Annotated in this window: 31 protein-coding genes and 1 tRNA gene; 19 read left to right on the forward strand and 13 right to left on the reverse strand. The window is 70.6% G+C overall.

Annotated features, from left to right (window positions below; all coding sequences use genetic code 11):
* The first annotated feature begins 5 nt into the window (after positions 1 to 5).
* From V6S67_RS06910 to V6S67_RS06965, 12 genes are all read left to right on the forward strand, one after another.
* Positions 6 to 1,325, forward strand: coding sequence for a glutamate-5-semialdehyde dehydrogenase (locus tag V6S67_RS06910; protein WP_334209532.1), 1,320 nt, complete (start codon positions 6 to 8; stop codon positions 1,323 to 1,325).
* A gap of 114 nt (positions 1,326 to 1,439) precedes the next feature.
* Entirely contained in the window at positions 1,440 to 1,676 is a 237-nt protein-coding gene (locus V6S67_RS06915) for a hypothetical protein (RefSeq protein ID WP_334209533.1), read from the forward strand.
* Positions 1,677 to 1,762: 86 nt separating this feature from the next.
* Entirely contained in the window at positions 1,763 to 2,425 is a 663-nt protein-coding gene (gene nadD / locus V6S67_RS06920; RefSeq protein ID WP_442884861.1) for a nicotinate-nucleotide adenylyltransferase, read from the forward strand.
* Between the two features lie 82 nt (positions 2,426 to 2,507).
* The gene (locus V6S67_RS06925) at positions 2,508 to 3,608 is read left to right on the forward strand and encodes a hypothetical protein (protein ID WP_334209534.1); all 1,101 of its coding nucleotides are present in this window, start codon (positions 2,508 to 2,510) and stop codon (positions 3,606 to 3,608) included.
* 27 nt (positions 3,609 to 3,635) lie between these two features.
* Positions 3,636 to 4,043 carry a ribosome silencing factor gene (gene rsfS, locus V6S67_RS06930; RefSeq protein WP_104049834.1) on the forward strand — a complete coding sequence of 136 codons (408 nt, stop codon included), beginning with the start codon at positions 3,636 to 3,638 and terminating at the stop codon, positions 4,041 to 4,043.
* On the forward strand, positions 4,040 to 4,720 hold the full coding sequence (locus tag V6S67_RS06935; RefSeq protein WP_334209535.1) for a histidine phosphatase family protein: 681 nt from the start codon (positions 4,040 to 4,042) through the stop codon (positions 4,718 to 4,720). Before rsfS ends, V6S67_RS06935 begins: the two co-directional genes overlap by 4 nt.
* A gap of 96 nt (positions 4,721 to 4,816) precedes the next feature.
* Positions 4,817 to 4,889, forward strand: a tRNA-Ala gene (locus tag V6S67_RS06940).
* A 195-nt stretch (positions 4,890 to 5,084) separates the two neighbouring features.
* The gene (gene pnuC / locus V6S67_RS06945; RefSeq protein WP_334209536.1) at positions 5,085 to 5,747 is read left to right on the forward strand and encodes a nicotinamide riboside transporter PnuC; all 663 of its coding nucleotides are present in this window, start codon (positions 5,085 to 5,087) and stop codon (positions 5,745 to 5,747) included.
* Complete coding sequence (locus V6S67_RS06950) at positions 5,744 to 6,850, forward strand: AAA family ATPase (RefSeq protein ID WP_334209537.1); 1,107 nt, start codon at positions 5,744 to 5,746, stop codon at positions 6,848 to 6,850. The genes pnuC and V6S67_RS06950 overlap by 4 nt, the downstream gene beginning before the upstream one ends.
* Positions 6,847 to 7,593, forward strand: a complete 747-nt coding sequence (locus V6S67_RS06955) for an NUDIX hydrolase (RefSeq protein ID WP_334209538.1) — start codon at positions 6,847 to 6,849, stop codon at positions 7,591 to 7,593. The genes V6S67_RS06950 and V6S67_RS06955 overlap by 4 nt, the downstream gene beginning before the upstream one ends.
* The gene (locus V6S67_RS06960) at positions 7,590 to 8,195 is read left to right on the forward strand and encodes a hypothetical protein (protein WP_334209539.1); all 606 of its coding nucleotides are present in this window, start codon (positions 7,590 to 7,592) and stop codon (positions 8,193 to 8,195) included. The genes V6S67_RS06955 and V6S67_RS06960 overlap by 4 nt, the downstream gene beginning before the upstream one ends.
* A 131-nt stretch (positions 8,196 to 8,326) precedes the next feature.
* A complete protein-coding gene (locus V6S67_RS06965; RefSeq protein ID WP_334209540.1) occupies positions 8,327 to 8,785 on the forward strand; it encodes a hypothetical protein in 459 nt (152 codons plus the stop codon).
* Positions 8,786 to 8,837: 52 nt separating this feature from the next.
* Here V6S67_RS06965 and V6S67_RS06970 read toward each other — a convergent pair whose 3' ends face one another.
* From V6S67_RS06970 to V6S67_RS06980, 3 genes are all read right to left on the reverse strand, one after another.
* Entirely contained in the window at positions 8,838 to 10,265 is a 1,428-nt protein-coding gene (locus V6S67_RS06970; RefSeq protein WP_334209541.1) for a pyridoxal phosphate-dependent decarboxylase family protein, read from the reverse strand.
* A gap of 28 nt (positions 10,266 to 10,293) precedes the next feature.
* A complete protein-coding gene (locus V6S67_RS06975; RefSeq protein ID WP_334209542.1) occupies positions 10,294 to 10,569 on the reverse strand; it encodes a hypothetical protein in 276 nt (91 codons plus the stop codon).
* 130 nt (positions 10,570 to 10,699) lie between these two features.
* Positions 10,700 to 10,966, reverse strand: coding sequence for a hypothetical protein (locus V6S67_RS06980; RefSeq protein ID WP_334209543.1), 267 nt, complete (start codon positions 10,964 to 10,966; stop codon positions 10,700 to 10,702).
* Between the two features lie 246 nt (positions 10,967 to 11,212).
* Here V6S67_RS06980 and V6S67_RS06985 point away from each other — a divergent pair, with 246 nt between their 5' ends.
* Positions 11,213 to 12,346, forward strand: coding sequence for a hypothetical protein (locus V6S67_RS06985; protein ID WP_334209544.1), 1,134 nt, complete (start codon positions 11,213 to 11,215; stop codon positions 12,344 to 12,346).
* 49 nt (positions 12,347 to 12,395) lie between these two features.
* Here the strand turns inward: V6S67_RS06985 and V6S67_RS06990 are convergent, their stop codons facing one another.
* The 5 genes from V6S67_RS06990 to V6S67_RS07010 all read right to left on the reverse strand — a co-directional run bounded on the left by V6S67_RS06990 (position 12,396) and on the right by V6S67_RS07010 (position 15,216).
* Positions 12,396 to 12,698, reverse strand: coding sequence for a DUF4193 domain-containing protein (locus V6S67_RS06990; RefSeq protein ID WP_334209545.1), 303 nt, complete (start codon positions 12,696 to 12,698; stop codon positions 12,396 to 12,398).
* 187 nt (positions 12,699 to 12,885) lie between these two features.
* The gene (locus V6S67_RS06995) at positions 12,886 to 13,065 is read right to left on the reverse strand and encodes a hypothetical protein (RefSeq protein ID WP_334209546.1); all 180 of its coding nucleotides are present in this window, start codon (positions 13,063 to 13,065) and stop codon (positions 12,886 to 12,888) included.
* 2 nt (positions 13,066 to 13,067) lie between these two features.
* Entirely contained in the window at positions 13,068 to 13,295 is a 228-nt protein-coding gene (locus V6S67_RS07000) for a hypothetical protein (protein WP_334209547.1), read from the reverse strand.
* Positions 13,296 to 13,396: 101 nt separating this feature from the next.
* The gene (locus tag V6S67_RS07005) at positions 13,397 to 13,978 is read right to left on the reverse strand and encodes a hypothetical protein (RefSeq protein ID WP_334209548.1); all 582 of its coding nucleotides are present in this window, start codon (positions 13,976 to 13,978) and stop codon (positions 13,397 to 13,399) included.
* Positions 13,979 to 14,358: 380 nt separating this feature from the next.
* Positions 14,359 to 15,216 carry a helix-turn-helix transcriptional regulator gene (locus tag V6S67_RS07010; protein WP_334209549.1) on the reverse strand — a complete coding sequence of 286 codons (858 nt, stop codon included), beginning with the start codon at positions 15,214 to 15,216 and terminating at the stop codon, positions 14,359 to 14,361.
* An 87-nt stretch (positions 15,217 to 15,303) separates the two neighbouring features.
* Here V6S67_RS07010 and V6S67_RS07015 point away from each other — a divergent pair, with 87 nt between their 5' ends.
* Complete coding sequence (locus V6S67_RS07015) at positions 15,304 to 15,984, forward strand: SDR family NAD(P)-dependent oxidoreductase (protein ID WP_334209550.1); 681 nt, start codon at positions 15,304 to 15,306, stop codon at positions 15,982 to 15,984.
* Positions 15,985 to 16,139: 155 nt separating this feature from the next.
* A complete protein-coding gene (locus tag V6S67_RS07020; RefSeq protein WP_334209551.1) occupies positions 16,140 to 16,598 on the forward strand; it encodes an SRPBCC family protein in 459 nt (152 codons plus the stop codon).
* Between the two features lie 11 nt (positions 16,599 to 16,609).
* On the opposite strand, the gene V6S67_RS07025 is transcribed toward V6S67_RS07020, so the two are convergent.
* From V6S67_RS07025 to V6S67_RS07035, 3 genes are all read right to left on the reverse strand, one after another.
* The gene (locus tag V6S67_RS07025; RefSeq protein WP_334209552.1) at positions 16,610 to 17,221 is read right to left on the reverse strand and encodes an HD domain-containing protein; all 612 of its coding nucleotides are present in this window, start codon (positions 17,219 to 17,221) and stop codon (positions 16,610 to 16,612) included.
* Between the two features lie 70 nt (positions 17,222 to 17,291).
* A complete protein-coding gene (locus V6S67_RS07030) occupies positions 17,292 to 17,675 on the reverse strand; it encodes a hypothetical protein (protein WP_334209553.1) in 384 nt (127 codons plus the stop codon).
* Positions 17,676 to 17,828: 153 nt separating this feature from the next.
* Positions 17,829 to 18,182: a hypothetical protein gene (locus V6S67_RS07035; protein ID WP_334209554.1), complete on the reverse strand. Its 354-nt coding sequence runs from the start codon at positions 18,180 to 18,182 to the stop codon at positions 17,829 to 17,831.
* Positions 18,183 to 18,371: 189 nt separating this feature from the next.
* Between V6S67_RS07035 and V6S67_RS07040 the strand changes: the two genes are divergently transcribed.
* From V6S67_RS07040 to metE, 3 genes are all read left to right on the forward strand, one after another.
* Complete coding sequence (locus V6S67_RS07040; protein ID WP_334209555.1) at positions 18,372 to 19,520, forward strand: App1 family protein; 1,149 nt, start codon at positions 18,372 to 18,374, stop codon at positions 19,518 to 19,520.
* A gap of 235 nt (positions 19,521 to 19,755) precedes the next feature.
* On the forward strand, positions 19,756 to 20,673 hold the full coding sequence (locus tag V6S67_RS07045; protein WP_334209556.1) for a methylenetetrahydrofolate reductase: 918 nt from the start codon (positions 19,756 to 19,758) through the stop codon (positions 20,671 to 20,673).
* Between the two features lie 69 nt (positions 20,674 to 20,742).
* The gene (gene metE / locus V6S67_RS07050; protein WP_334209557.1) at positions 20,743 to 23,064 is read left to right on the forward strand and encodes a 5-methyltetrahydropteroyltriglutamate--homocysteine S-methyltransferase; all 2,322 of its coding nucleotides are present in this window, start codon (positions 20,743 to 20,745) and stop codon (positions 23,062 to 23,064) included.
* Between the two features lie 66 nt (positions 23,065 to 23,130).
* Here metE and V6S67_RS07055 read toward each other — a convergent pair whose 3' ends face one another.
* Entirely contained in the window at positions 23,131 to 24,156 is a 1,026-nt protein-coding gene (locus V6S67_RS07055; protein ID WP_334209558.1) for an SDR family oxidoreductase, read from the reverse strand.
* Positions 24,157 to 24,250: 94 nt separating this feature from the next.
* Positions 24,251 to 25,204: a LysR family transcriptional regulator gene (locus V6S67_RS07060; protein WP_334209559.1), complete on the reverse strand. Its 954-nt coding sequence runs from the start codon at positions 25,202 to 25,204 to the stop codon at positions 24,251 to 24,253.
* Between the two features lie 522 nt (positions 25,205 to 25,726).
* On the opposite strand from V6S67_RS07060, the gene nrdH reads away from it, so the two are divergent.
* On the forward strand, positions 25,727 to 25,972 hold the full coding sequence (nrdH, locus tag V6S67_RS07065; RefSeq protein ID WP_334209560.1) for a glutaredoxin-like protein NrdH: 246 nt from the start codon (positions 25,727 to 25,729) through the stop codon (positions 25,970 to 25,972).
* The last annotated feature ends 23 nt before the right edge of the window (positions 25,973 to 25,995 follow it).

Consider the following 25,995-nt stretch of genomic DNA (forward strand, 5'->3'; position numbering starts at 1 on the left):
CTGGGATGACCGATCTGCAGGCCGAGACGACCCCCCGGACCGACGACGCCGACGTGCTGTCCCCGGACCAGCTCACCGCGGCAGTCCACTCCATCGCCGACCGGTCCCGTGTCGCGTCCCGGACGCTCGGGCGCGCCAACCGCGCCCGCAAGGACCGTGTACTCCTCGCCGTCGCCGACGCCCTCGTCGCCCGGCGCGACACCGTCCTCGCGGCCAACCGGTCCGACGTCGAGCGCGGCCGTGCCTCCGGCACCTCCGCCTACCTGCTGGACCGGCTCACCCTCGATGCCGCGCGCATCGACGGCCTCGCCGACGCCCTGAGGGAGCTCGCAGCGCTCCCGGACCCCGTCGGGACGGCGGTCCGTGCCGAGACCCTGCCCAACGGGCTGAGGCTGCGGCAGGTCCGCGTGCCCCTCGGCGTCGTCGCGGCCATCTACGAGGCGCGCCCCAATGTCACCGTCGACATCGCGGGCCTCGCCCTCAAGAGCGGCAACGCCGTCATCCTGCGCGGCGGCAGCGCGGCGGCCACCACGAACGCCGCGCTGGTCGGCATCATCCGCGACACCCTCGAGGACCAGGGGCTGCCGGACGACGCCGTCCTCACCATCGACGAGTTCGGCCGCGAAGGAGCCCGCGTGCTCATGGAGGCCCGCGGACGCGTGGACGTCCTCATCCCGCGCGGCGGCCGGGACCTCATCCAGTCGGTCGTGACCTCGGCGCGGGTCCCGGTGATCGAGACGGGGGAGGGGAACGTGCACATCCTCCTCGACGAGAGCGCGGACGAGGAGATGGCGATCGACATCCTCCTCAACGCCAAGACGCAGCGCCCCAGCGTCTGCAACACCGTGGAGACGCTTCTCGTCCACAGCCGTTCCCGCGCCGCTGCAGGCGTCCTCGCGGCGCTCGTGCGCGCCGGGGTGGCCCTGCACGTCGACGACCGCTCACGCGTACTGCTCCCCGCAGGCACCGACGCCCAGCCGGCCACGGAGGAGGACTGGGGCCGTGAATACATGCAGCTCGATCTGGCGGTGCGCACCGTGGACAGCGTCGACGAGGCGCTGCAGCACATCCGGCGGTGGAGCACGGGGCACAGCGAGGCGATCATCACGAACAACCTGGCGTCCTCGGAGGAGTTCGTCGCCGGGGTGGACTCGGCCGCAGTGCTGGTCAACGCCTCCACCCGGTTCGTCGACGGCGGCGAGCTCGGCCTCGGCGCCGAGGTGGGGATCTCCACCCAGAAGATGCATGCCCGCGGACCCATGGGCCTGGCCGAACTGACGACGACCAAGTGGATCGTGCAGGGCGAGGGGCAGATCCGCCGTTGACGGCAGGTCGTGACGGGCCGGGCGCAGGGGGTCCGGCCCACGGTACGCGTACCATGGGAGAAACGACCGCGCCGGACCGGACGGACCGGCAGACCCAGACCCAGAGGAACCACGATGCTCTATTCCCTCGGCAGCACACTGCTGGCGACCGAAGCCATGGAACACCATACGGAGCTGCCGATGCCCGCTCTGGCCTACGGGCTGATCGTCATGGGCATCCTGCTCACCCTGATGATCATCGCCGTCTCGTTCTCGAACGTGCGGAACCGCCACGAGGCCGTCGAGGAGCACATCGACCCGCACAAGCAGCACGCCAACAACCACGACCACGGTGAAGCGAACCGGCACTAGCGGTCCAGGTGGCGACTGACAGCATCGCGCGGGACGTCATGGGCGGCCGGCGGCATCGCGACGGCTCACCATGGCGCCTCGGCGTCATGGGTGGCACCTTCGATCCGATCCACCACGGCCACCTCGTCGCTGCGAGCGAGGTGGCCTCGGTGTTCGACCTCGACGAGGTGGTGTTCGTCCCCACGGGCCAGCCCTGGCAGAAGGCCGACAAGGACGTGACCGCGGGGGAGCACCGTTACCTCATGACCGTCATTGCGACGGCGTCCAATCCCAGCTTCACGGTGAGCCGCGTGGACATCGAGCGCCCCGGGCCCACCTTCACGATCGACACCCTGCGCGACCTGAAGGCACAGCGGCCCGACGCGCAGCTGTTCTTCATCACCGGTGCCGACGCGATGGCCCAGATCCTCACCTGGAAGGACGCGGAGGAACTGTGGTCGCTCGCGCACTTCATCGGGGTCACCCGGCCCGGCCACGAGCTGAACGGGCGTGGGCGCGACGTCAGCCTGCTGGAGGTGCCCGCCATGGCCATCTCGAGCACCGACTGCCGCCGCCGTGTGGGTGAGGGCAAGCCGGTCTGGTACCTGGTGCCGGACGGCGTCGTCCAGTACATCGCCAAGCACCGGCTCTACCGGAGCGAGGCACCGCCCGAGGACGGACTCACCACGGGCGCCGACGACGAGGAAGTCCTTCCCGCAGAAGGGAAGCACGCGGGCAATCCCCGCTCCGTACAACAACCAACTGGGTGAACACGCGATGGGCAAGGCAGAGGACGACGCACGGAGGACCGGGTCTCAGGAAGCGGACCGTGCCGAGTCGGGGGGACTCGGGATGACAGGCAGCGACAGGTCCGGATCCGTCGTGGGCGGAGCGGACACGACCACGAGCAGCACGGACAGCACGGATGGCACGGATGGCACCGACGGCGGAGCACGGCGGAGCAGGAGGGCCGCCGAAGCTCCGCTCGACGCGGTCCCCGAGCAACGGCAGGAACGGGAGTCGCAGGCGCGCGCCCGGAACCGGGAGGCGCTGAGGACGTACCGGGCCCTCGCCGACGGTCACGGGGCGCCGGAGGAGGCAGGGACCCGCGTGGAGACACCCACCCGCCGGCAGCTGCGGTTGCAGCAGGTCGACGGCAGGGCGGTGCCCCCCGCCGTCGGTACCGCACGGACGCCGGTCCCCGGAGGACGCCGCGACCGCCGTCGGCACGCCGGCTCGACGGCGGATGCTCCGGCGACCGCCGTCGACACCCCACCGGTCCACGGCACTCCTGCCGACCGCCCGTCCACCGACGCAGGCGAGGGACGACGCCCGGAAGGCATGACCGTCGAGGAGGCCCTCTCCGCACGGAATGCGATCGCCGCGGAGGCGGGGGAGCACGTCCTCACCCTCCAGGCGTCGGGCACCGATGATCCGTTCACGGTGGACCTCGAGGTACTGGCGCAGCAGAAGGCCCTCGCCGAGCGCGCGGCGGTCCTCAACTCGCGTGCCCGCCGGATGCAGGAGCTCTCGGAGCAGAACCGCCAGCCGTCGGCTGAGCCGAGCGACCCGACCACGGCGCACAACCTCTCGATCATCGCCCCGCAGGAGTTCGTCATCGCGCCGGGAGGCTCCCGGGCCGTCCTGCAGGCGCCCTCCACCTCCCTCGTGCCGGTGGTCCTGCCTCGGCCCGCAGCAGTACCGGCCGATGCGCCCGCTGCACCCGCCATCGGCGGGGACCGCATCGACGCCGCGGCGCCCCAGCACCCCGGCGCACACGAGACCGAGCCGATCCGGGCCCGCAGCGCCTTCGGGCTCGACCCGCTCGATGCGATGACCGCAGGCCTGGGGCGCCTGCGCCGGGTGCGCTACCTGCAGTATTCGTTGCTCGGCGTGGGCGCGGCGGCACTCTCAACCGGAATAGTATTGACAGTCAGCTCCCTCAATGGGTGAAACCGCTGGCACCACACAAGGAGATCAGTGAGCGCTACCGAAGAGTCCATCAGCATCGCCCGCACGGCGGCCCACGCCGCAGCGGACAAGATCGCACAGGACATCACCGCCATCGACGTCAGCGACCGGCTCGCCATCACCGACGTCTTCCTGATCGCATCGGCGCCGAGCGAGCGCCAGGTCAACGCGATCGTCGACGGCATCGAGGAGGAACTCTCGAAGCAGGGCCTCAAGCCGGTCCGGCGTGAAGGGCGCAGCGAGGGCCGCTGGGTCCTGCTCGACTACGCCCAGGTGGTCGTCCACGTACAGCACGAGGAGGACCGCGTCTTCTACGCCCTCGACCGGCTCTGGAAGGACTGCCCGTCCGTCGACCTCCAGCTCGAGGGTGCGCTGCAGAGCTCGCCCCAGGTCGCGGCGTCCGACGACGCCGAGTGACGCGGTACCCCCACGCCGACCCCGCCGCCCGCCGCATCATCTTCTGGCGGCACGGCCGCACGGAGTGGAATCGCTCCGGCCTGTTCCAGGGCCAGGAGGACATCGACCTGGACGAGACGGGCCGGGAGCAGGCGGCGCGGGCGGCCGAGGTGCTGGTCACCCGGCAGCCCGCCCTGATCGTCTCGTCCGACCTGCGGCGCGCGGCTGACACCGCTGCCGCGCTCGCGGAGCTCAGCGGCGTGGCCGTGTCCTTCGACGAGCGTCTCCGCGAGACGGACGCCGGGCAGTGGCAGGGCCTGTCCTTCGCCGAGATCGACGAGAGGTTCGCCGAGGACAACGCGGCCTGGCGCGGGGGCGACCCCGACGTGCGTGCAGGCGGCGCGGAGAACCGGATGGACGTCGGGGATCGCATGCTCGCCGCGGTGACCGATGCGGTCGCCCGCATCGAACCCGCGGAGACACTCGTGGTGGTCAGCCACGGTGGGTCGATCAGGGCCGCCCTGGCGGCGCTCATGGGGTTGCCGCCCCAGCGGTGGGGTTCCCTCGCCGGGCTGTCCAACTGTCACTGGTCCGAGGTCCACGAGGTGGTGGGCAGGGCCGACGCCCTCTTCTCGTGGCAGCTGACCGAGCACAATGTGGGTCTCGGCTCGCTGCCGGTGGAGCCCATGGAAGGCTGAGCCGCGGAGGACCGTCGATTTGGCGAAGCCGCCAGAATTTACTACACTGATCAAGTTGCTTCGGCGGGGTGAGAACCTCCGGAAGCGGCACAGTACGGGGCTATGGCGCAGCTGGTAGCGCACCTGCATGGCATGCAGGGGGTCAGGGGTTCGAATCCCCTTAGCTCCACGACGAACCGCTGGACCACAGGGTGAAAACCCTGGGACGGCGGTTTTTTGTTGCCTTGAACAGGCCCACCTGTCGGCCGTCCCTCCGGCCCGTGTGTCCTACGTCTCACTCCTTCCCCGTCGCCAAGGCTTCCGTTCTGCCTGCGCTCGGCCTAGAGTATTTATTGTCTGAATGACAATAAATGGGGGACGATACATGAACGCAGTACTGGAGTGGATGAACTCGCCGGCGGCACAGCTGCTCGGAGCACCCGTCAGCTGGATCGAAGTGATCGGTTTCGTCACCGGCGCCGCCTGTGTCTACGGCGTCGCGCGGCAGCGGGCCTGGAACTGGCCGGTCGGCATCGTCAACAACATCGCGTTCATGATCCTCTTCCTAGGCGCCGGACTCTACGGGGAGACTGTTCTGCAGGCCGTGTTCGCCGCCGTCGCGGTCTACGGCTGGTACAACTGGATCCGCGGGGCCAGGGACACCGAGGTGACCGGCGACCTGCCCATCCGCGACGCGACCCGCCACGAGATCCTCGCCGGCCTGGGAGCCGTGGTCCTTGCCACCGTCGGGATCGCGATGATCCTCACGCATGGCACCGATTCCCAGGTCCCGTGGCCGGACGCCTTCGTCCTCGCCGCCTCCCTGCTGGCCACCTACGGGCAGGCCAGGAAGGTCTTCCAGCACTGGTACGTCTGGATCGGCATCGACCTGGTGTCCATCCCGCTCTACTTCTCCCGCGGCCTGAACCTCACCGCCATCCTCTACATCGGCTTCACGGCCCTCTGCGTCTACGGCCTCATCGACTGGAAGCGCACCCGCACCGCCCGGACCACCCCCGCCACCGAGACCGGGAAGGTGCCGGCATGACCGTCCACCAGGGACTCGTCATCGGGAAGTTCTACCCTCCCCACGTCGGCCACCGGCACCTCATCGCCACCGCCGCCGCGGCGAGCACGAAGCTCGCCGTCGTCGTCCTCGGCAACCGCTTCGAGAACATCTCGGTCGAGGACCGGGTGAAGTGGCTCGCCGCGGAATTCGACGGGACCGACGTGACCATCATCGGGATGCCGGACGACTGCCCCGAGGACTACGCGTCCAAGGCGATCTGGAAGGCGCACGACGAGCTGATGCGCATCGCTCTCAAGGTCAAGGGCATCACCACCGTCGACGCCGTCTTCAGCTCCGAGGAGTACGGCAAGGAGCTGGCCGCTGACTTCAGCGCCGAGCACGTCATGGTCGACAACGCCCGCACCGCCTACCCCGTCAGCGGGACCCTGTGCCGCGACGATCTCACGGCGGCCTGGCGGAACATCATCAAGCCGGCCCGACAGGACATGGCCGTGCGCATCATCCTCGTCGGCGCCGAATCCACCGGCACCAGTACGCTCACCCGGGCCCTCACCGAGCACTACCGGGCCCAGTACCCCGAGCTCGTCGACGTCCCCGAGTTCGGCCGCCAGTACACCTACGACAAGCTCGCCGCCGCGCAGGCCGACGACCCCGACACCGTGCTCTCCGACCTCGTCTGGACCTTCGAGGACTTCGCGGTCATCGGGGAACGACAGAACGAGATGGAGAACGAGGCGGCCGCGCGGTGCCCGCTGGTCATCGCCGACACCGACAGCCTCGCGACGACCCTGTGGGAGCGGTACTACATCGGCGACGGCAGCCACGGCTCCTACCGGGCGCTGGACCAGCTGCCGCACCGCGACCTCTACCTCATCACCGACCACGAGGGCGTCGACTTCGAGGACGACGGCTGGCGCGAGGGCGAGCACCGCAGGGCCGAGATGACCGAATGGTTCAAGGAGGAGCTCACTGCCGCCGGCCACTCCTGGATCCTCGTCACCGGCGACCACAAGGGGCGCCTGGACACCGCGACTGAGATCATCGACCTGATCATCGCCCAGCGCAACCGCTTCACCTCCCCACCCTGGGCCAGGCGCACGGTACTGGCAGGAGACCGATGAGCACCGAAGAAGAGCAGTTCCTCAGGGACTACGAGCCCAAGGAGTACCCCTCCGTCGCGCTGACCGTGGACCTGGTCGTCTTCGCGGTGACCGACAGCATCCTCCACGGGGCGTTCGTCCGCCGCGGCGGCCACCCGTTCAAGGGCGCCCTGGCCCTGCCCGGAGGATTCGTCGAGCCCGACGAGGACGCCCTCCAGGCTGCCTGGCGCGAGCTCGAGGAGGAGACGGGACTGGACCTCGGTTCGCACCGCGCGCACGTCGAGCAGCTCGCCACGTTCAGCTCCCCGAAGCGGGACCCGCGCATGCGCGTCGTCTCCGTCGCCCACCTGGCGCTGCTCGCCACTGACGGCCGGACCCTGCCGGAGCTGAACCCCGGAAGCGATGCCAGTGCCGCGCACTGGCAACCCGCCCATGAGGTGCTCGCCGACGAGGAGCTGGCGTTCGATCACCGGGACATCCTCACCGCCGCCCTCGAGCGCCTCGCCGGGAAGATCGAGTACACGCTCACCGCCGCGAAGCTCGTCCCCGAGGAGTTCGCTCTCTACCAGCTGCGCCACGTCTACGAGGCGGTCTGGAACACCGCGAAGCTCGACGCCGGCAACTTCACCCGCAAGATGAGCGGAGCCCTGAACGACACAGGGAAGAAGCTCACCCGCTCGAAGGGCGCGCCGGCCTCCGTGTTCACCGTGAAGGACGAATACCTCAGCCCACCCCTGGTGCGGCCCTCGGCGGGTGCCCAGTGACCGGCGATGCCACAGCTGCGACGGACACCGTCCCGCGCGCCTTCAGGGCCACGGCCTACTACCGGACCTCGCGGTGGCTGCGCCGCCGGGAGCGTGCCTTCCGTTACGACGTCCTCTGGTCGGACGGCACCGTGGACCATGACATCGACCTGGTGAAGGTCATGTACCGGCGCGCCCCTGCGGACTTCGACGTCACCAAGACCGGCATGATGAAGCACACCCCCGACGTCGGAACCGGGCCCTGGATCGCCTATTCCTACGGGATGCCCGTCGACGGCCCTGAGTGGATCCGGTTCATGACCGAAGAGGGCAGGAAGGCTGCTCCCAGGCTGCCCGTGGTCGCCGTCAGAGCAACGGAGGTCACCAAGCAGCGCCGGACCCTCATCCTGCGGCGATCCGTCCCCTGGTCGCACAACGCCTATGACGTCCGGTACGCAGACGGGACGGTCCGGCATGACGTCAACCTCAACGCGGAGCTCAAGGGCGGACGCTACCCCGCGGACTTCTGGACCACCGAGCGGGGCGCACGGGCGGCAATCGGAGTGTGGGTGGACTACCCCTATGGTCGGCCGCTCCGCGCCGACGGCAGCCCCGACCGGTAGTACCGGGGAAACGGGTCCGGTCCGCCGCACACCCGGGCGGTACATCACCGACCGGGGATTCTCCAGGGCCCTACACTTCGAGCCCCGAAGGTGTGACGATGGCCTGACACTCTTCGAGATGGGGGACATCGATGAAGGCACGGCCTCCGCTCGGCGTCGCGCTGAGTACCGGTGCCGTCCTGATCGGCGCATGCTCCGCCTGCACCGCGGCAGCGGGAGCGCCGGCCGAACTGCCGGAGTTCGCGTCATTGCAGCAGGCGGTCGACGCGGTCGACGAGCAGATCGGCTGCCTCGACGAGGTGGACGGACCGACGTCCGTCCACGACGCGGCCGGCCTGGTCACGACGGAGTCGGTCAAGTGCACGGAGACCGTCGAGGTGTTCCACTTCGACCGTCCGGAGGAGCTCGATCACGTCGTCACCACCTTGTCCGCCGCGGCGGAGGCCGACGGATCCATGCAGTTCGTGGAGGGCGGTAACTGGTTCGTCGTCGACTTCACCGAGGTCGCTGCCGGCGCGTCACCCGACGGCACCCGCGATCTCGCGGGGCTTGCCGAGGCACTCGACGCCGACTTCAGGGACGTCCCGTAGCGACGCATCCCGGAGCGACCCACGGCGCCGGAGATGCCACCGAGGGAGATGCCTAGCCCCGGACCGCCGTGAGCGCATCCCTCACCGCGCGGACGGCGAGTGCCGCGTCGTCGTCGTCCGTGCTCCAGTTGCTCACCGAGATCCGGAGGATGTCCCGGTCCTGCCATCGTGAACCGGACATCCACACCCGACCGTCGGCGATGATCCGTGCGGTCACTGCCCGCGTGGTGGCATCGTCGCCGAACGCCAGCGACACCTGGGTGTAGGAGACGTCGTTGAGCACCTCCACGCCCTCCAGATCGGCCAACTCCTCCGCGAGCCGACGCGCGTGGAGCACCAGGCGCCGGACCTGGTCGGCGACGCCGTCCCGACCCAGCGACTTGAGCGCCGCCCACACCGGCACCCCGCGGGCGCGCCGCGACAACTCCGGGACGGTCTCGAAGGGATCGGCAGGGCCGGTCACCTCGTGCATGAGGTAGTCGGTGTGGAAGCCCATGGCAGCGCGCAGCGCGACGGTGTCGCGGACCACCGTGACCCCGCAGTCGTACGGCACGTTCAGCGTCTTGTGCGCGTCGGTACCCCAGGAGTCCGCGCCCGCCACCCCCGCCGTCAGGTCGGCCAGTTCCGGTACGGCGGCGGCCCACAAGCCGAAGGCACCGTCCACGTGGACCCAGGCACCGTGGGACTTGGCCACGGCGATCGCCTCCCTGAAAGGATCGAAGGCGCCGGAGTGCAGGTTGCCGGCCTGCAGGCAGACCAGCAGCGGGGTGCGGCCCGATGGGCCGGATCCACTGTGCCCGGAACCGGTCAGGGCGAGATCCAGGGCGCAGTCCAGTTCTGCCGGGTCGATGCGGCCCTGCCGGTCGACGGGCACCACCGTGGGCCGGCCCAGTCCCAGATGCCGGAGGCCCAGATCGATCGTGTCGTGCCGCTCCTTGCCCACGAAGCAGCGGATGCGGGGGCCGCCGGCAAGGCCGTCGGCATCCAGGTCCCAGCCGGCGTCGGTCATCAGGCGCCACCGCGCGGCGGCCAGGCCCGTGAAGTTGGCCATCGTCGCGCCGGTGGTGAAACCGACGTCGGCACTCCGGGGGAGGCCCAGGAGGTCGAGCAGCCACGCACCGGCGGCCTCCTCGATGGCCGCCGTGGCAGGGCTCGCGAAGCGGAGTGCCGAGTTCTGGTCCCACGCGCTGACCAGCCAGTCGGCGGCCAGCGCCGCGGGCAGGGCCCCGCCGATGACCCAGCCGAAGAACCGTCCGGAGGGCATCGCCATCAGTCCGGGATCCGCCTTCGTGGCGAGCTGGTCCACCACGTCGGCGGCTGGGGTCCCGTCCTGCGGCAGCGGACCGCCGAACTCCGCCGCGAGCTCCGCGGCAGTCAGGCTGGGGCCGACACGCCGGTCGTCCTGGCTCTCCAGCCACTGCCGCGTGTGCCGGTGCGCTGCGGCCAAGGCGTCACTGTACCGATCCTCCGGTGCTGACATAGCAGCATGCTACGCCCGCACGCGGCGTTCAGCGCCCGGAGCGCGGCCGTGAATACCTGCGGGTCAGATCGGTCAGGGCGAGGGTGGCGATGATGATCGACACCGCGACGGCGGCCAGCATCACATAGAGCCCCGTCAGCATGGCCATGGGCGAACTCGCGTCGTGCAGGAAGCCGATCCCGCCGACCGCCCCGACGACCCAGAACAGGGCGACGCCGGCCAACGCGACGATGGACGGCAGAGCCCCCCGATTGTTCTTCAACCACTGCGTCGGTCGTGCCGATTCGAACCCCATGAGCGCCATGCTCCAAGTGTCGGGTTCGGGAAGTAGGAAGGGCACTGACGACACGTATCGGTTGGGTCACGGTTCCGGCGGCGGCCCGACCGGGACGACCGGGCAGTGCACCGGCACCGCCCGTGCACGCCGCATCAGCTCAGGCGCGCTCGGCCTCGGCCCGTGTCCCCTCAGGTGCGGCGGCGTCCCCGGACGACTGGTCACGCGCCTCCTGGCGACGATCGAGTTCCTCGCGGAGGTCGTGGTGCCGGCCCTCCGTCTCGGGATCCACTTCTCCGTCACGGATGTACTGGAGGTCCCGTGAGCGGTGGTTCCTGCTGTTCAGGATGTCCAGGTCGTCCCGGTCCACACTCGTCAGATCGTCCGGGAACTCCTTGTCCGGATCCAACCTGCTGCTCTCGCTCATATCGCCTCGTTCCCGTCGTAGGTTCCCCAACCTCCCTGATTCTAGGGCCGGAACCGGCGCCGGGACGCACGCCCTGCCCGTCAGGTGCTCCTGCCGCAGACCGGCGTGCCGAGCCTCGGGCGGGCACGATCGCCGGTCGGACTCCCATGCGTCGGTCGTCCGGACCAGGAGGAGGCGACAGGGGCACCGGCTCCCGCACGCCAAGACCGCGGCTGTTAGTCTGGCGCCACCCGATCGAGGAGCGCAGTGCCAGCTGATATCGACCCGCACGACCTGACCCCCGGACAGATCGAGCTGATCAACGAGGGCCGCAAGCTCGAGGGCGTTCATCTGACGATCTTCGGCTACTTCGGTGGTCCGGAACTGCAGGGCGCCTGTATCGGACGCATGCAGCTCGATGAGGACGGCCAGCTGCCGGCTTCCAACTACGACTCGCCCGAGGACCGGCTGAGGGACCTCGTGCTCGCCCAGCTCCTGCGTGGCGCACTGCGGCAGTCCATCCCCATCGTGCTCGCAGGGATCTTCGACGACGTCTTCGCCCTGCGCACCCTGGAGGCCGCGGGTGGTGATACGCAGGGGTACATCACCTCCGCCGGAGCACAGGTGGTGGACCTGCTGCCGCCGGCGTACCGGCACCACTACACGTCCGGTTTCCTCCAGCGCTTCGCCGTGGTGGCGGCCGAGGTGGCCTCGGACTTCGAACTCGGCTGGGAGGAGCCGCGCACCTTCGCGCATGCGCTCGCCGCCTACTGCTTCGCCAGGAAGGGCATCCGGAACGCCGATACGGAGTACGGGGCCAACCTCGGCGCAGTGAACCTGGACCGGACGATGGCGGGGCTGCTCGAGGACCCGACCGTGATCGAGGAGGCGTATCGCGCGGTTCCCGACGACGACGTCGCTCCCGCCTGGTTCGTGCCCTACGACCCGGCGTCCCGGGTGAACCCCTACCTCTATCCGGAAGGGATGCCCAGCACCGAGCAGGTCGACCTGCTCGAGCACCAACTCGCCCACGAGATCCCGGAGAAGTACGTGGGACCCGCACGACGGCGGGCCCTCCAGGAGGGCACGCTGATCGACATCAGCCCTTTCGCTTCACGTCGGTACTTCCTCTGCCCGGTCGCCGTCGAGCACACCGTCGTCTCCGCCCTCGGCCTCGCCGACCTGCCGGCCGACTCCGAATGGGAGGACCTGCTGCTGCAGACCGCATGGTACGGCGCCGCCGAACACCCCACCTGGAAGAGCTTCGACTACGTGGCCACCGGATTGGAGGGGCAGCACCTGTACGTAGCGCTCGTCGCCGGCACCGACGAGATGGAGTCACCGGTCCTGACGATCCAGTACGTCGGCGAGGTCATCGAGGAACCGGACGCGGGGGAGTGACACCGGAGCCCGGTACCACTCCCCGGCGCCGATCCGGTCACGCCCGGTGTCAGCCCTCGCACTCGGTGCAGTACTTGTCGCCGTTCTTCTCGCGGGCGAGCTGGGTGCGGTGGTGGACGAGGAAGCAGGACATACACGTGAACTCGTCCTCCTGCACGGGGACGACCAGTACCTGCAGTTCCTCGTCGAGGATCGCGCCCGGCAGGTCGAAGCCTTCGGCGGTATCGACGTCCTCGGTGTCGATCACTGCCGTCTGCGAGGTGGCGCTGCGCTGGGCCTGGATCGCATCGAGCGACTCGTTGGCGGGCTGGTCCTCTTCGCGGACGCGCGGTGCGTCGTAGTCGGTTGCCATGGCGGTGTCTCATCCTTCTGTTGTGGGGGAGTCGCAACAGGTTACATGCGCAAACAGGGAGCCCGTGACGCCGCATCGGCGACCGCGGACCGGGTGAGCGGGTGTACCCTGCCCTCCTGCCGCGGTGCTCGAGCAGCACCGCCGGCCTCACCTCCCCGTGCGCCCGCCGTCGTCCTCGGCAACCGGATCAGGACTCCCCTTTCGTCGGCGCCTCGTCGAGCAGATCGCAGACGTCGGTCATGTTTCGGGCCGTGTTCCTGGTGATCTCGACGGAGGTGGGCTCCAGGACGGCCGGATCCTCCCGGAACTCGAGGTCGACCGTGGAGCCGCCGCGGTACCTTATGACGGTGCTGCCGTCGTCCCGCACCCTCACTTTCCACTCGACATCCCGGACGTCAGCGCGACCGTCGTGCCACAGGCCTCGATGGCGATCGGGTCGTAGTAGTCCGACGGAACCGGCACGAAGTTCCCATCCGTGTCCTGCGACAGGCCGCCAGGTGATTCGTCGGTGGGCTCCGCTCCGGCAGGGGCGACGCCGGCGGTGAAAGTCAGTGCGAGCAGCAGGGGGAGAAAGCGGAATGTACGGGGGTCTTTCACGGTGGCTCCTCGGCCAACGGACCCTCGGCCACGTCGTCGTCGAGGGTGCCGTGGCTCCAGGACGGTTCCGGGCGAGGACGAGGACGCGGCGGACGACGGCCTCAGGCGCGTTCGCGCCTGCCCCGGTGGAGCGTGTCGATCCTGTGTCCGGAGACCCGTCCCGCCGTCAGCTGCAGGTCGTCGAGCGACCCGTGGGAGCCCTTCTGCCCGGGGATGCCGACGACCCGCACGAGCCCGGCGAGGCATCCGACGATCACGACCGACAGGAGTGCGAGCAGCGGGGCGTTCGGGCCCGGCCGGGAGTCGCTGCGCTCGATGGCGACGGCCTCTGCGCTCGCGGTGGTCGACGGTGATGCCGAAGGACCGGCCGTCGGAGTAGGTGATGGGGTGGCACGGGGCGATGGCACGGCAGGGCTCGTGGTCGCCGGCGCCGCCTCCGTGGGCTCCTCGACAGGGATCTCGAGCGGGACGTCGGGGGCGACGTCGGGAACGACACCGGGAGCAACCGGCGCGAGGATCGAGGGCCCGACCTGCTGGAACTGCTCGACGGGCGCGACGGGCGCGACGGGCGGCGGTGGGGGAGCGGGGGTTTCCGTCGTGGGCGGAGGGGTGGTGGGCAACGGGGTGGTCGGAGGGGTGGTCGGCGGAGGGGTGGGTACCGCTGTCGGGGCGGGCGGTGTCACGGGCTCGTCCGAGGGCGGCGGAGGGACAGGCCCCGGGGTGACGGGAGCCCGAGGCACCGAGGCAAGGGGAGGGGCCGGCACCTGCGGACCCGGACTCGGGGACACCGGAGCAGGCGACGTGGGGGGCGGCCCCGGTACGTTCTCGACTGCAGCTGCCGCCGGAACACCGAAGGTCAGGCCGGCCGAGACGACGACGGCAGCGCAGAACGTCCGCTTCAGCGCATTGCTCATGATTTCCCCCAGTCCGCGGGCCCAGCGCCCACCTCGGACAGCTTATCCTCCAGCAGCACCGTCGTTCTGCGCCCCGGGGAGGGAAGCCCTCCCGGTCCCGGTCATGTCCCCGTCATCGAACCCCTCGGGCCGTTGCCGTCGATGTGCCGTCAGGTCGAGGCACTCGGAGTTGTCGCCAGGTTCTGGAGGCCGGTGACCCGCAGCAGGTCGAGTCTGGCCTCGTCCTCGGAACCGGGGACCACGGTGTAGACGACGACGCGCAGATCGCTTCCCGGCACGGTGAGGACGTCGCAGTCGACACTGATCGGGCCGGCGGGAGTACCCGTGACGGTCTTCCGGCTCGAGCGGTGCTCGGCGACCCGCGCTTCCGCCCAGCGCCGTTCGAACTCCGCCGACGCCGCCCGGAGCCCCGCGACGAGCCGCCCCAGTTCGGCGTCGTTCGGGTAGCGTCCCACCGCGGTGCGCAAATCGGCGGCGAGGTCGCTCGCGAAGTCGTCGGCGTGCCGGTCGTCGAACTCCGTACCCTCGTGGCCGGAGGTGAAATGACGCCAGACGAGGTTCCGTTCGAGCCCGGTCAGCGCGGAGGGGTCGCCGTTGAGGGCCGCCCAGAGCGGGTTCCACAGCAGGATGTCGTGCGCGACGCTGAAGACGGCCAGCGGGACGTCCCCCAGGCGGTCGACGATCCGCTGCACGCCGGGCGAGATGTGCCGGGGCACCTGGCCCGACGGCGGCGCGGCGCCGGCGGCCCGGTAGAGGTGGTCCCGCTCGCTGTCGGACAGCCGCAGGGCGACGGCGAGCGCGCCGAGGAGCTGCGGCGAGGGATGGGTGGCCCGCCCCTGTTCCAGCCGCACCACGTAGTCGACACTGATGTTCGCGAGGGACGCGAGTTCCTCGCGCCGGAGCCCCACGCTCCTGCGACCGGCACCTGCAGGAAGCCCGACCTCCCGGGGCGTCAACCGCTCACGCCAGGACCTGAGCACACTGGCGAATTCGTTCTCGGCGCTCACGAGGGTCCGCCCTCCCCGGGTGGTACTCCCGGTCCTACCGTCCAACGGTGCCTTGGAGTCCCGACGAGCCGGGCACAGGATGAACTCATGACAACAACACTAATCACCGGGGCCAACAAGAGCCTCGGCCTCGAAACAGCCCGCCGCCTGATCGATGCCGGCCACACCGTCTACGCAGGGATGCGCGACGCGGCGAACGGGGACGCCGCCCGCGGACTCGGGGCGCACGTCGTCGAGCTGGACGTCCTGGACCAGGCGAGCGTCGACGCGGCGCTCGGCACCCTCCCGGCCCTCGACGTCCTGATCAACAACGCGGGGATCCTCGGCACCTCCTACGGCGTCGACGACCTCACCCCGGAGGCCATGCAGGGCGTGCTCGAGACCAACGTGGTGGGCATCGTCCGGGTCACGCAGGCGGCACTGCCCCTGCTGCAGGCGTCGCACCAGCCGGTGATCGTGAACGTCGCCTCGGGCGTGGGCTGGCCCCGCAGCCTGTCCACCGAGGGCTCGGACGAATTCGCCGTCCCGGTCATCCCCTACGCGGCGTCGAAGGCGGCCGTGATCGCGCTCACCGTCCAGTACGCGAAGAACCTGCCGTCGTTCCGCGTCAATGTCAGCGACCCCGGCTACACGGCGACCGACTTCAACGGCCACGGCGGGCACCAGACGGTGACGGAGGGCACGGACGCGACGGTCGCCCTCGCTCTGGTCGGCGCGGACGGGCCGACCGGGGAGTTCCACAACCGGTTCGGGCGGATCGCCTACTGAATCCCCGCTGAGGGAGCCGTGGCCGACGGACCGTCGTCACGGCTCCCGACCGGACCGATGATCCCGGCGGGCCGAGATCGCGTCTGTCCGGTACATGCCCGCAGGGCCCAGCCCTGGGGGCGCCATGGTGGTACCGGACAGATAAGGAAGAGCTCATGACCGAAGCAGCAGGCTCCGCCGTCAACCGCGTTATCACAGCACCGCCCGAGGCAGTCTTCGACGCCTGGGTGACTCCCGCGACCCTCTCCCGATGGTGGGGCGGCCGGGAGATCGAAGTGCCCCTCGACTCCATCGCCATGGACGTCCGTCCCGGGGGCACCTGGAAGGCCACCATGATCCTGGGCGAGGACATGCCCGCGTTCCATTGGCGGGGGGAGTTCCTCGAGGTCGACCGCCCACGCCGGCTCGTGCTCACCATGACGGACGAACCCGGCGAGGACCGTGAACTGCTCAGCGTGGCGCTCACCGCGGTGGACGGCGGCACCGAGCTGCGGTTCACCCAGACCGGAGGCCATCTCTCGCCTGAGCAGTACGAGGGGACCGCAGCGGGCTGGCAGCTGGCCTTCGACGAGATGGACACGGTCCTGGCGGCGTCGCCCCACCCGGGTCCCTGACCGCGCGCAGGTCAGGAGCCCGCGATCGTCTCCAGCGGGTGGTGTGCCAGTTTCGCGGCGACCCCTCCCTGGACGATCCGCTGGGCCGCGGTCGCGGGCTTGCGCCCTGCCTGGTCCGTCACGCTCGCCGTGAACTCCTCGCCGAGGGTTAGGCGGGGGTAGGCGGCCAGCACCTCGCGCACCAGGCCGTCCGGCAGGACGTCCGCCCGGGCGCCGCTGATGTCCAGTCCCGTGGCGATCTCCAGCAGGTATCCCTCGACGTCCAGCGCCGGGTCCACCGAGGGCCAGTTGTGACGGACGATCACCTCGAGTGCACGACGTCGTCGTTCGGGTGCCCAGCCGGCACCGGCGGTCAGGGCGACGGCGACGTGCCCGCCCGCCTCCTCGTAGGACAGCGCCACGTTGTCGTAGGCGGGGACCAGCCCGATGTCATGCAGGATCGCGGAGGTGTACAGCAGTTCGTGATCGATGTCCCGCCGGTCCTCGACCCGCGCGAACGCCTCCGCCCAGAGCCACGACCGCACCACGTGGTTGAGGACGGCGGGTGTGTGGTGGGAGGCCGCGAGCTCCAGTGCGGCCGCGGCTGCCGGTGTGGCGGGCGCGATGAAGTCGTGCAGATGCATGGCGCCATCATCGCAGACCCGACCAGACCGGACGGGGCCGGGAGAGGACGCCGCGCCGGCCTCCGGGGAGTTACTGCAGCAACCAGCGCACGGCCTCGTCGCGGTCCGTGAAGAACCGGATGTCGGAGGAGGATTTCACGGTGAAGGCGGTCAGCACGAGGTCGACGGCGTCCGAACCGACGATCGCGATCCTCGCCGGATGTGCGTACCCGATGATCGCCGTCCGCGCGTCCCAGGTGATCTCCTTCAGGCCGGCCACCTCCACCAGCAAAGGGAGTGTCGAACGGCCGGAGGCCGCCACCGCGGCACCGACGCGCGAGATGTCCGCCCGGTGGATCTCGAGGCGCGGAGCCCACTGCAGCCGGAGCGCGAAGGGCAGCACGGTGAGCGAGAACCGGTCCGCCCCATCGGCGGCTGCCTGCACGGTACGGCTGTCCGCCACGATCGATTCCATCCCTGTCCAGCGCCTCCCGGGCGGTCCCGCCGGCACGCCGGAGCGTGGATCGGGACATCAGTCGGGCCGCCGTCGGCGGCAGGCCGCGCAGGAAGGCGGCGGCCGGTCGGTATTCGGCGCTGGAAACGGGGCGGATGGGTGGGCGGGGGTGGGTCAGAGCTGCCAGGCGGGCTGGCCGTCCCACAGGCCACGGCCCGGCAGGCCGTCGATGAGCTGCCGGACGCCGGGAGCGAGCGCGGGGAGGCCGTCCACCACGGCGATGAGCGGGCCGTAGTGCCGTAGCTCGGCCATCTCGTTGGCGAAGTGCAGCGCCCGGGCGTGATCGACGGTGAGACCCACGCCACCCGCCGCTACTGCCTCGAGGGCGGCTTGGGCCCGGCCGAAGAGCACGGCGTGCGCCAGGTCGGCGGCCGCGGTGTCGGGGTCCTCGAGAGCGGCGCTGTCCCACGCCCTCAGGGCGACCCCTTCCTTGGAGCGGACGCCGATCGGTTCTCCCTCATATGCCATGGTTCCCCCGGATGGTGATGCGCTGACTGGAGGTTCCAGAGTCGCAGCCACCGGTTCCCGCCTACAAGACGGCGCACGAGTGATCCGGAAGTTGTTAGCCGCCCGTTACCTGTGCACACGCGCCCGCTCCGGCCGACGGCGTGCCGGTGCACCTCGTCCGGCGGGGCGCGCCGTGCCAGACTGGGACGCATGTGTCCCCGTTCCGCGAAGCCGCAGCCTCCCTCCACGACCCCGAGCAGTAGCTCCTCGCCGAGGGGCGGTGTCGGGGAACGCCACCTCGCCATGCGCCTCGACGACGCCTGGCTCCGGCTCCAGACCCGCCTCGCGGTGCGGCGCGGCAGGGTGGAGACGGTCATCCCGTACACCGGGTACGGCACGACGTCGTGGGTGCGGGTACTCGCCCGCGTGGTCCTCAGCGACCCGCGCGACACGGGGCGCGGGTCGGAGGCCGGTCCGCTGAAGCCACTGGCCGAGGGCATGCGCGGCTGGCGCAACTTCACGAGCGCCCCGGTCCCGCACGCCGTCGTGCACGTCACCATCGGTGACACGGTGCACGATGTCGAGGCGGACCGCGGCGGCGTGGTGGACTCCCGCATCCCGGTGACCCTCGACGCCGGCTGGCACACCATCACGGTGCAGTCCGGCGAGTCGAAGGCCGTCGAGGCCCCGGTGCGGATCGTCGCGGACGGCACGGAGTTCGGCGTCGTCTCGGACATCGACGACACCGTCATGGTCACCGCCCTGCCCCGGCCGTTCCTGGCCGCGTGGAACACGTTCGTCCTGGACGAGCACGCCCGGACCCCGACGCCCGGCATGGCCGTGCTCTACGAGCGGATCGTCCGGTCGCTTCCCTCGGCGCCCGTCCTGTACCTGTCGACGGGCGCGTGGAACGTCGCGCCCACGCTGTCGCGCTTCCTCTCCCGCAACCTGTACCCGGCGGGGCCGAAGCTGCTCACCGACTGGGGCCCCACCCGCGACCGCTGGTTCCGCAGCGGCCAGGAACACAAGCGGACGTCCCTGGAGCGCCTGGCCGAGGAGTTCCCCGACGTGAAGTGGCTCCTGGTGGGCGACGACGGCCAGCACGACGAGGCCATTTACTCCGAGTTCGCGCAGCGCCACCCGCAGAACGTCCGTGCCATCGCGATCCGCCAGCTCTCCACGGGTGAAGCGGTCCTCGCGGGCGGACGTTCCAAGACCGGGGTCCAGCCGACGCCCGGCATCCCCTGGATCTACGCGCCCGACGGTGCGGGGATGTCCGACCGGCTCGCGGACCTCGGCATCATCCAGAAGGATCCGGAGATCGCCGACGTGCCCGACGTACCGGAGGAGCCCGAGTAGACCTGACGGGCCGGCGGCCGCGCGTCATTCTTCCGCCGATCCTTGATGCACGCAGCGGCCTGTCGTAGCGTGTGGTTCCAGGTACAGCCGGTCAGCGACTCCCGCAGGGGAGTGTGGGTGCCCCCATGCGGGCCTGACATTCGTACGCAGCACCGCCGCGGCACCTCGCGGTCATCCGCCTTTCGACCGCTCCCATGCCCTCCGGGCGACGGACGGCACGTACGAAGAGGACCCCATGTCGTCACCGTCCTACCCTGCACTCTCCTACGAACTGTATCCACCGCGGAACGCCGAGGCGGAGGAGTCCCTGTGGACGACCGTCCGCCGGCTCGAGGACACCCGGCCCGACTTCGTCTCGGTCACCTACGGCGCCGCCGGCAGCAACCAGGAGACCGCGATCGCCCTGCTGCGGCGCCTGCTCACCGAGACCACGCTGAAGCCACTGGCGCATCTCACCTGCATCGGCAGCAGCCGCGAGGAGCTGACGGGCATCGTCGAACGGCTGATCGGCGGGGGAGTGCGCGGCATCCTCGCGCTGCGCGGTGATGCGCCGGACGGCCACGCCCACGACGCGGACGGGAGCCACGCGGGCGACGTCGAGCACGCCGACGAACTCGTGCGCCTGATCCGCGAGGTCGAGGCCCAGCACACCGCGCAGCTGGCCGCCGGACGGGTCTCCGTGGGGGTGGCCGCCTACGCCACCCGTCACCCGGACTCGCCCTCCCTGGAGCAGGACATCGAGGTGCTCCTGGCGAAGGAGGCCGCCGGAGCGGACTTCGCGATCACCCAGGTGTTCTTCCGGCCCTCCGACTACGCGGGCCTCGTCCGCCGCGCACGCCGCGCCGGCGTCACCCTGCCGATCATCCCGGGCGTCATGCCCCTGACGAGCACGCGGCGGCTGAAGAGGCTCAGCGGGCTCGCAGGGATCGACGTCGACCAGGGTCTGTGGGACCGGCTGGAGGGCGCGCGCAGCCCCGAGGAGCGCCGCCGCATCGGCGTCGCCGCTACCGTGGACCTCGCGCGGGCCGCACTCGCGGACGGCGCCCCGGGCATCCACCTTTACACCTTCAACGAGCACGCCGCAGCACTGGACGTCCTCGACGCCCTCGACCTCGAGCGACCCCCGCAGGCAGGCCTCGCGGCATCCCTGTAGGGCAGGCACCACCCGAGCGAACCCCGAGCAGGCAGCACGCCCCATCCACGACAGCCGTCAGGAGACCCCGTGTCCGTCCCCTTCCCGCACAGCACGATCATCGGCTACCCGCGCATCGGGCCGCGCCGCGAACTGAAGAAGGCACTCGAGGCCTTCTGGTCGGGACAGGCCGACGGCCCGACCCTCGAGCGTGAGGCCCGACGGCTCCGGGAGGCCACCTACGCCCGACTGACCGATCTCGGGCTCGATCCGCACGGAAGCGCCATCCCGGCGTCCTTCTCCCTCTACGACCAGGTGCTGGACACGGCCGTCGTCCTCGGTGCGGTGCCCGAACGCTTCGCGGACCTGCCGGGCCACGACGGCGCCCTCGACCTCCCCGCGTACTTCACCCTCGCACGGGGCGACGCCGAGCGGCCGCCCCTCGAGCTGACCAAGTGGTTCGACACCAACTACCACTACCTCGTCCCCGAGATCGGCGAGCAGTCACCGTTCCGGCTGTCCGCCGGCACGATCCTGCGCGACGTCGGGGAGGCCGCGGACGCGGGTTACAGCGTGCGCCCCACGCTGATCGGGCCCGTGACGTTCCTCCTGCTGAGCAAGGCGGCCCGCGGGTCGCGGGACTCCTTCGGCCCGCTCGACCGTCTCGACGACGTGCTGCCCCTGTACGCGGAGCTGCTGCGGCACCTCGCCGGGAGGGGCGTGCGGTGGGTCCAGTTCGACGAGCCCGCGCTCGTCGCCGACTGGCCCCTGCCCGAGGAGCGCATCCACGCGGCCGTCGGGCGCGCCTACGGCAGGCTCGCCGGGGAGTCCGAGCGTCCCGCGCTCTTCGTGACCACCGCGTACGGATCACCGGGGACACGGCTCGCCGCGCTCGCCGGAAGCGGCGTCGACGCCGTGCATCTCGACCTGGTCCGGGGCGCCCCGCCCGCCGCCGAGGACCTGGCCCTGCTGCGGGGCAGGACGCTCGTGGCGGGGGTGATCGACGGGCGCAACGTGTGGAAGGCCGACCTCCGGGCGGCGGCCTCGACCCTCGATGCGCTGAGGACGGACCGCATGGCGCTGTCCGTGGCGACGTCCACCTCGCTCCAGCACGTCCCGCACGACACGGGCGCGGAACAGGCACTCGACGCACGGCTCCGCTCCTGGCTGTCCTTCGCCGACCAGAAGGTCCGGGAGGTCACCGTCCTCGCGGAGCACGCCGCGCATCCCGGGGCGGTGGACCGCGAGATCGCGGCGGCGTCGCGGCTCCTGGCCGGGCGGAGCGCCGCCCCGGGCGTCCACGTCCCCGCGGTCCGCGCCCGCGCTGCCGCGCTCACGCCGTCGGACGCGCAGCGCAGCCCCTACGCGGAGCGGCGCGTCGCCCAGCAGGCGGCGCTGGGCCTGCCGCTCCTACCGACGACGACGATCGGCTCGTTCCCGCAGACGGCGGACGTGCGGTCCGCACGGGCCCGGGCAGCGAAGGGGGTGCTCTCCGCCGGGGAGTACGAGGCGGCCCTGCAGGACGAGATCCGTCGGGCGATCGGGCTCCAGGAAGAGCTCGGCTTCGACGTCCTGGTGCACGGGGAGCCGGAGCGCAACGACATGGTGCAGTACTTTGCGGAGCACCTCGACGGGTTCGACGTCACGCAGCACGGCTGGGTGCAGTCCTACGGCTCCCGGTGCACGCGCCCGTCCCTGCTCTGGGGGGACGTCGCCCGGACGGCACCCATCACCGTGCCCTGGACGTCCTTCGCCCAGTCGCTCACGGAGAGACCGGTCAAGGGCATGCTCACAGGGCCGGTCACCATCCTCGCCTGGTCCTTCGTCCGCGACGACCAGCCGCCGGCCGACACCGCCGTGCAGGTGGCGCTCGCACTGCGGGACGAGGTGGACGACCTCGAGCGGTCCGGGACGCGCATCATCCAGGTGGACGAACCCGCGCTGCGGGAACTGCTGCCGCTGCGGCGGTCCGATCAGCCGGCCTACCTCGACTGGGCGGTGCGGGCCTTCCGGCTGGCGACGTCGTCGGCGGCTCCGGCGACCCAGATCCACACGCACCTCTGCTACTCCGAGTTCGGGGCCGTGATGTCCGCGATCGACGGCCTCGACGCCGATGTCACCTCCCTCGAGGCCGCCCGCTCCCGCATGGAGGTGGTGCACGACCTCGAGGCCCATGGCTTCGGGCGCGGCGTCGGGCCCGGGGTGTACGACATCCATTCGCCGCGCGTGCCCGACGACGGGGAGATCCGCCTGCTGCTGGAGCGCGCCCTCCGGCACATCCCGGCCGAACAGCTCTGGGTCAACCCGGACTGCGGGCTGAAGACGCGCGGGTACCGGGAGGTCGAGCAGTCGCTGCGGAACCTGATCGAGGCCGCCCGCGTCGTGCGCACGTCGGTTCCGGTACCCGGCTAGCGGACGGTCCGCCCGGCCGGAGGTCGGTCGCGCCGGCCCAGGAGCCGTCGCGGACGTCGGCGAGGCTCAGGAATCGCCCACGGCCCGTCGGGCGGCCGCCGTCACCGCGGGAGCGGCCGCCTTCAGCTTGTCGCTGAAGACGACGGCGCCGACACCCACGAGCGCCGTGCCGAGGACCATCCGCTGCGCGGTGCGTCGCCGGCCGCTCCAGCCGCCGGCCACCGCAGCGTTCGCGGGATCGAGCGAGGGGCCGTAGAGGTTGCCCGTCGAGTCCTCCGCGGACTCCTTCTTCGACAGCTGGCTGAGCTCGGCCTGCACGGCCATGCTCTTCTCCACCTGGGCCGGCATGAGGCGGTGCTGCCGCACCATGGCGCGACCGATCCGGCCGACGGCGATCTCGCGGACCGGCTTCTCGACGACCGCGAGGATCATCCTGGCCACCTGGTCCGCGGGGTAGACGGGAGGCATCGCCACCACGCGACGGCCGGTGTAGTTGGCCGCATGGTGGAAGAACGGCGTGTCGATGGTCGGTGGGAGCACGGTGGACACATGGATGTGCTTCTTCTTCTCCAGCATCAGTTCCGAGCGCAGGCTCACGCCCAGGGCCCGCACCGCGGCCTTCGCCATGGAGTAGGCGGAATTGTAGGGCTGCGGGACCACCGCCAGGATGGAGGACACGTTGACGAGGACGCCGGAGCCCTGGTCGTGCATCTGCGCCAGCGCCGCGCGCGCCCCGTACACGTACCCCATGAGGTCGACGTCGATCACGCGCTGGAAGTCGCGGAGCGGGACCTCGAGGAACGGCGAGAAGGCGGCTACGGCGGCGTTGTTCACCCACACGTCGATCCGCCCGAACTCCTCGACGGCCCGGCTCGCGAGCTCCTGGACGGCGTCGTGGTCCGAGGTGTCCGTGGGTACGGCGATGGCGCGGGACCCGAGGGCCGTGCACTCCGCGACGAGGGATTCGAGGGCCTCGACGCGACGGCCGGCCAGGACGAGGCACGTCCTGCGGCGCGCGAACCGCAGGGCGGTGGCCCGGCCGATGCCGCTCGCCGCCCCGGTGATGACGACCACGCTGTTCCTGATGCGCATTGGATCTCCTCCTCGACAGGCTCCGGACGGCGCGCGGCTGTGTGCCCGCCCTGTCCCGAAGCTACGGAGTGACCGGCGGCGGCGCAACGGCTGATCAGCGACCGGCGGTGGGTGCGTATCCGGTGGCCGTATGCTTCGGCCCGATGCTCTGGCTCCGCAGGATGTCGGCGAGCTGGTCCATGAACAGCCGCACGCGCGCATCGTCGGCATCGCCCGTCCGCAGGGCGAAGATGCTGCGGGCGAGGCGGATCTCCGGGACGTCGAGCGCCACGATGCCCTCGGGTCGGTTGACCATGGCGAGTTCGGGGACGAGCGCCGCGCCGAGCCCGGCGGCGGTGAGCTCCAGGCTGGCATTGAAGTCGTCGCAGTACGCGGCGATCCGGGGGTGGAGGTTGCAACTCGCGAAGAGCCGCTCGATCACCGTGGCGTCGGCGGTGCCCGGATGGTGCATGATCCACGGCATGTCCGCGAGCTGGTCCGCCGTGACGCGGGAGCCGCTGCGGATACCCCAGCTCGAGGGCAGGATCACCCGGAAGTCGTCGTCACCGATCCACTGGCGGCTGAGCGTGGACGGCCAGGCGAGACCTGCCTGACCCACCTGGTAGACGAGCGCGAGGTCGAGGTCGCCACCGCTCCGCAGCCCCTGGATGGCGTGCGCGGGTTCGCCGACGAACAGGCGCAGCGAAACCCCGAGCCGCTGCCACTCCGGCATGCGGAGCAGCCGCGGCAGGGCGAAGGTCGCGAGGCTTGGGAAGATCCCGAGCCGGAGCTCGTGCGCCGGCCCGGACCCGGCGCGGGCCGTCGAGGCGAGCAGGGCGTCGATGTCCGTGAGGACCTTCGCCGCGTGCCGTGCCATGGCGAGCGCGGCGTCCGTGGGGATGGCGCTCCGTGCGGCGCGGGTGAACAGGGTGGCGCCCGTGTCGCGCTCCAGGGCGGACATCTGCTGGGACACGGCGGACGCCGTATAGCCCAGGCTGACGGCGGCCCCGCTGAAGGACCCGTGCCGGATGACCTCGAGCAGCGTCCGCAGGTGGACCGGGTTGACCATGGCGTACTCTCCCTTGCAGTCGTCCGGCGGGTTCCCGAACGGATCGCGTCGAGCCTACCGGGGGCAGCCGGGGGACCGGCCTGCGCTCCTCCTGCGGGGCGGTGTCGGCCGTCGTCGTGTCCGGCCGATTCCTGCCCGTCGGGACCGACGCGACACGCCAGGAAAAGTGCGACACGAAAATTCTTGCGCCTGTGTGGAAGTCCTCCACAGCGTGTGGACCGGGGCCCCGGAACAGGCCGAATTCGGCGCGTTTCCGGGGTTCCGCCGGGCGCGGATCTGTGGACATCATGTGGACTACTCACTCCCGGAATGACATACTTGTAATACATCATGTAGGGGTATGTCCCAACGGCCCGCACTAGATGTAGTATCGAGGGACAGAAACAACCGCTGCACAGCATGAGCCGCAAGGTGCGAGAAACCCCAGATTTCTTCCCCATTTCCGGGGCCGCGCCGCTCATGTCTCGACAGCACGCTGCTGGTATGAAATCAGCAGCCGAATGAGGAAAAGGGGATCAGGATATGACCGTCACGGTTTACACGAAGCCGGCTTGCGTTCAGTGCAATGCCACCTACCGCGCCCTGGACAAGAAGGGCATCGCCTACCAGAGCGTCGACATCTCGCAGGACCCGACGGCGCTCGAGCGCGTCCGGTCGATGGGCTACATGCAGGCCCCCGTCGTCATCACCGACAACGACCACTGGTCCGGCTTCCGTCCTGACAAGATCAGCGCCCTCGCGGACTCGACCGTCAGCTCCGTAGCCTGAGCGGAACCCTCCGGGGTTCCCAG

The sequence above is a fragment of the Arthrobacter sp. Soc17.1.1.1 genome (genome assembly GCF_036867195.1).
Classification (GTDB): domain Bacteria; phylum Actinomycetota; class Actinomycetes; order Actinomycetales; family Micrococcaceae; genus Arthrobacter_D.

Coding starts and splice junctions, on each gene's coding strand:
- V6S67_RS06910 (WP_334209532.1), top strand. CDS start 6: ATGACCGATCTGCAGGCCGAGACGACCCCCCGGACCGACGACGCCGAC.
- V6S67_RS06915 (WP_334209533.1), top strand. CDS start 1,440: ATGCTCTATTCCCTCGGCAGCACACTGCTGGCGACCGAAGCCATGGAA.
- nadD (WP_442884861.1), top strand. CDS start 1,763: ATGGGTGGCACCTTCGATCCGATCCACCACGGCCACCTCGTCGCTGCG.
- V6S67_RS06925 (WP_334209534.1), top strand. CDS start 2,508: ATGACAGGCAGCGACAGGTCCGGATCCGTCGTGGGCGGAGCGGACACG.
- pnuC (WP_334209536.1), top strand. CDS start 5,085: ATGAACGCAGTACTGGAGTGGATGAACTCGCCGGCGGCACAGCTGCTC.
- V6S67_RS06950 (WP_334209537.1), top strand. CDS start 5,744: ATGACCGTCCACCAGGGACTCGTCATCGGGAAGTTCTACCCTCCCCAC.
- V6S67_RS06955 (WP_334209538.1), top strand. CDS start 6,847: ATGAGCACCGAAGAAGAGCAGTTCCTCAGGGACTACGAGCCCAAGGAG.
- V6S67_RS06965 (WP_334209540.1), top strand. CDS start 8,327: ATGAAGGCACGGCCTCCGCTCGGCGTCGCGCTGAGTACCGGTGCCGTC.
- V6S67_RS06970 (WP_334209541.1), bottom strand. CDS start 10,265: ATGTCAGCACCGGAGGATCGGTACAGTGACGCCTTGGCCGCAGCGCAC.
- V6S67_RS06975 (WP_334209542.1), bottom strand. CDS start 10,569: ATGGCGCTCATGGGGTTCGAATCGGCACGACCGACGCAGTGGTTGAAG.
- V6S67_RS06980 (WP_334209543.1), bottom strand. CDS start 10,966: ATGAGCGAGAGCAGCAGGTTGGATCCGGACAAGGAGTTCCCGGACGAT.
- V6S67_RS06990 (WP_334209545.1), bottom strand. CDS start 12,698: ATGGCAACCGACTACGACGCACCGCGCGTCCGCGAAGAGGACCAGCCC.
- V6S67_RS07015 (WP_334209550.1), top strand. CDS start 15,304: ATGACAACAACACTAATCACCGGGGCCAACAAGAGCCTCGGCCTCGAA.
- V6S67_RS07020 (WP_334209551.1), top strand. CDS start 16,140: ATGACCGAAGCAGCAGGCTCCGCCGTCAACCGCGTTATCACAGCACCG.
- V6S67_RS07025 (WP_334209552.1), bottom strand. CDS start 17,221: ATGCATCTGCACGACTTCATCGCGCCCGCCACACCGGCAGCCGCGGCC.
- V6S67_RS07030 (WP_334209553.1), bottom strand. CDS start 17,675: ATGGAATCGATCGTGGCGGACAGCCGTACCGTGCAGGCAGCCGCCGAT.
- V6S67_RS07035 (WP_334209554.1), bottom strand. CDS start 18,182: ATGGCATATGAGGGAGAACCGATCGGCGTCCGCTCCAAGGAAGGGGTC.
- V6S67_RS07040 (WP_334209555.1), top strand. CDS start 18,372: ATGTGTCCCCGTTCCGCGAAGCCGCAGCCTCCCTCCACGACCCCGAGC.
- V6S67_RS07045 (WP_334209556.1), top strand. CDS start 19,756: ATGTCGTCACCGTCCTACCCTGCACTCTCCTACGAACTGTATCCACCG.
- V6S67_RS07055 (WP_334209558.1), bottom strand. CDS start 24,156: ATGCGCATCAGGAACAGCGTGGTCGTCATCACCGGGGCGGCGAGCGGC.
- V6S67_RS07060 (WP_334209559.1), bottom strand. CDS start 25,204: ATGGTCAACCCGGTCCACCTGCGGACGCTGCTCGAGGTCATCCGGCAC.
- nrdH (WP_334209560.1), top strand. CDS start 25,727: ATGACCGTCACGGTTTACACGAAGCCGGCTTGCGTTCAGTGCAATGCC.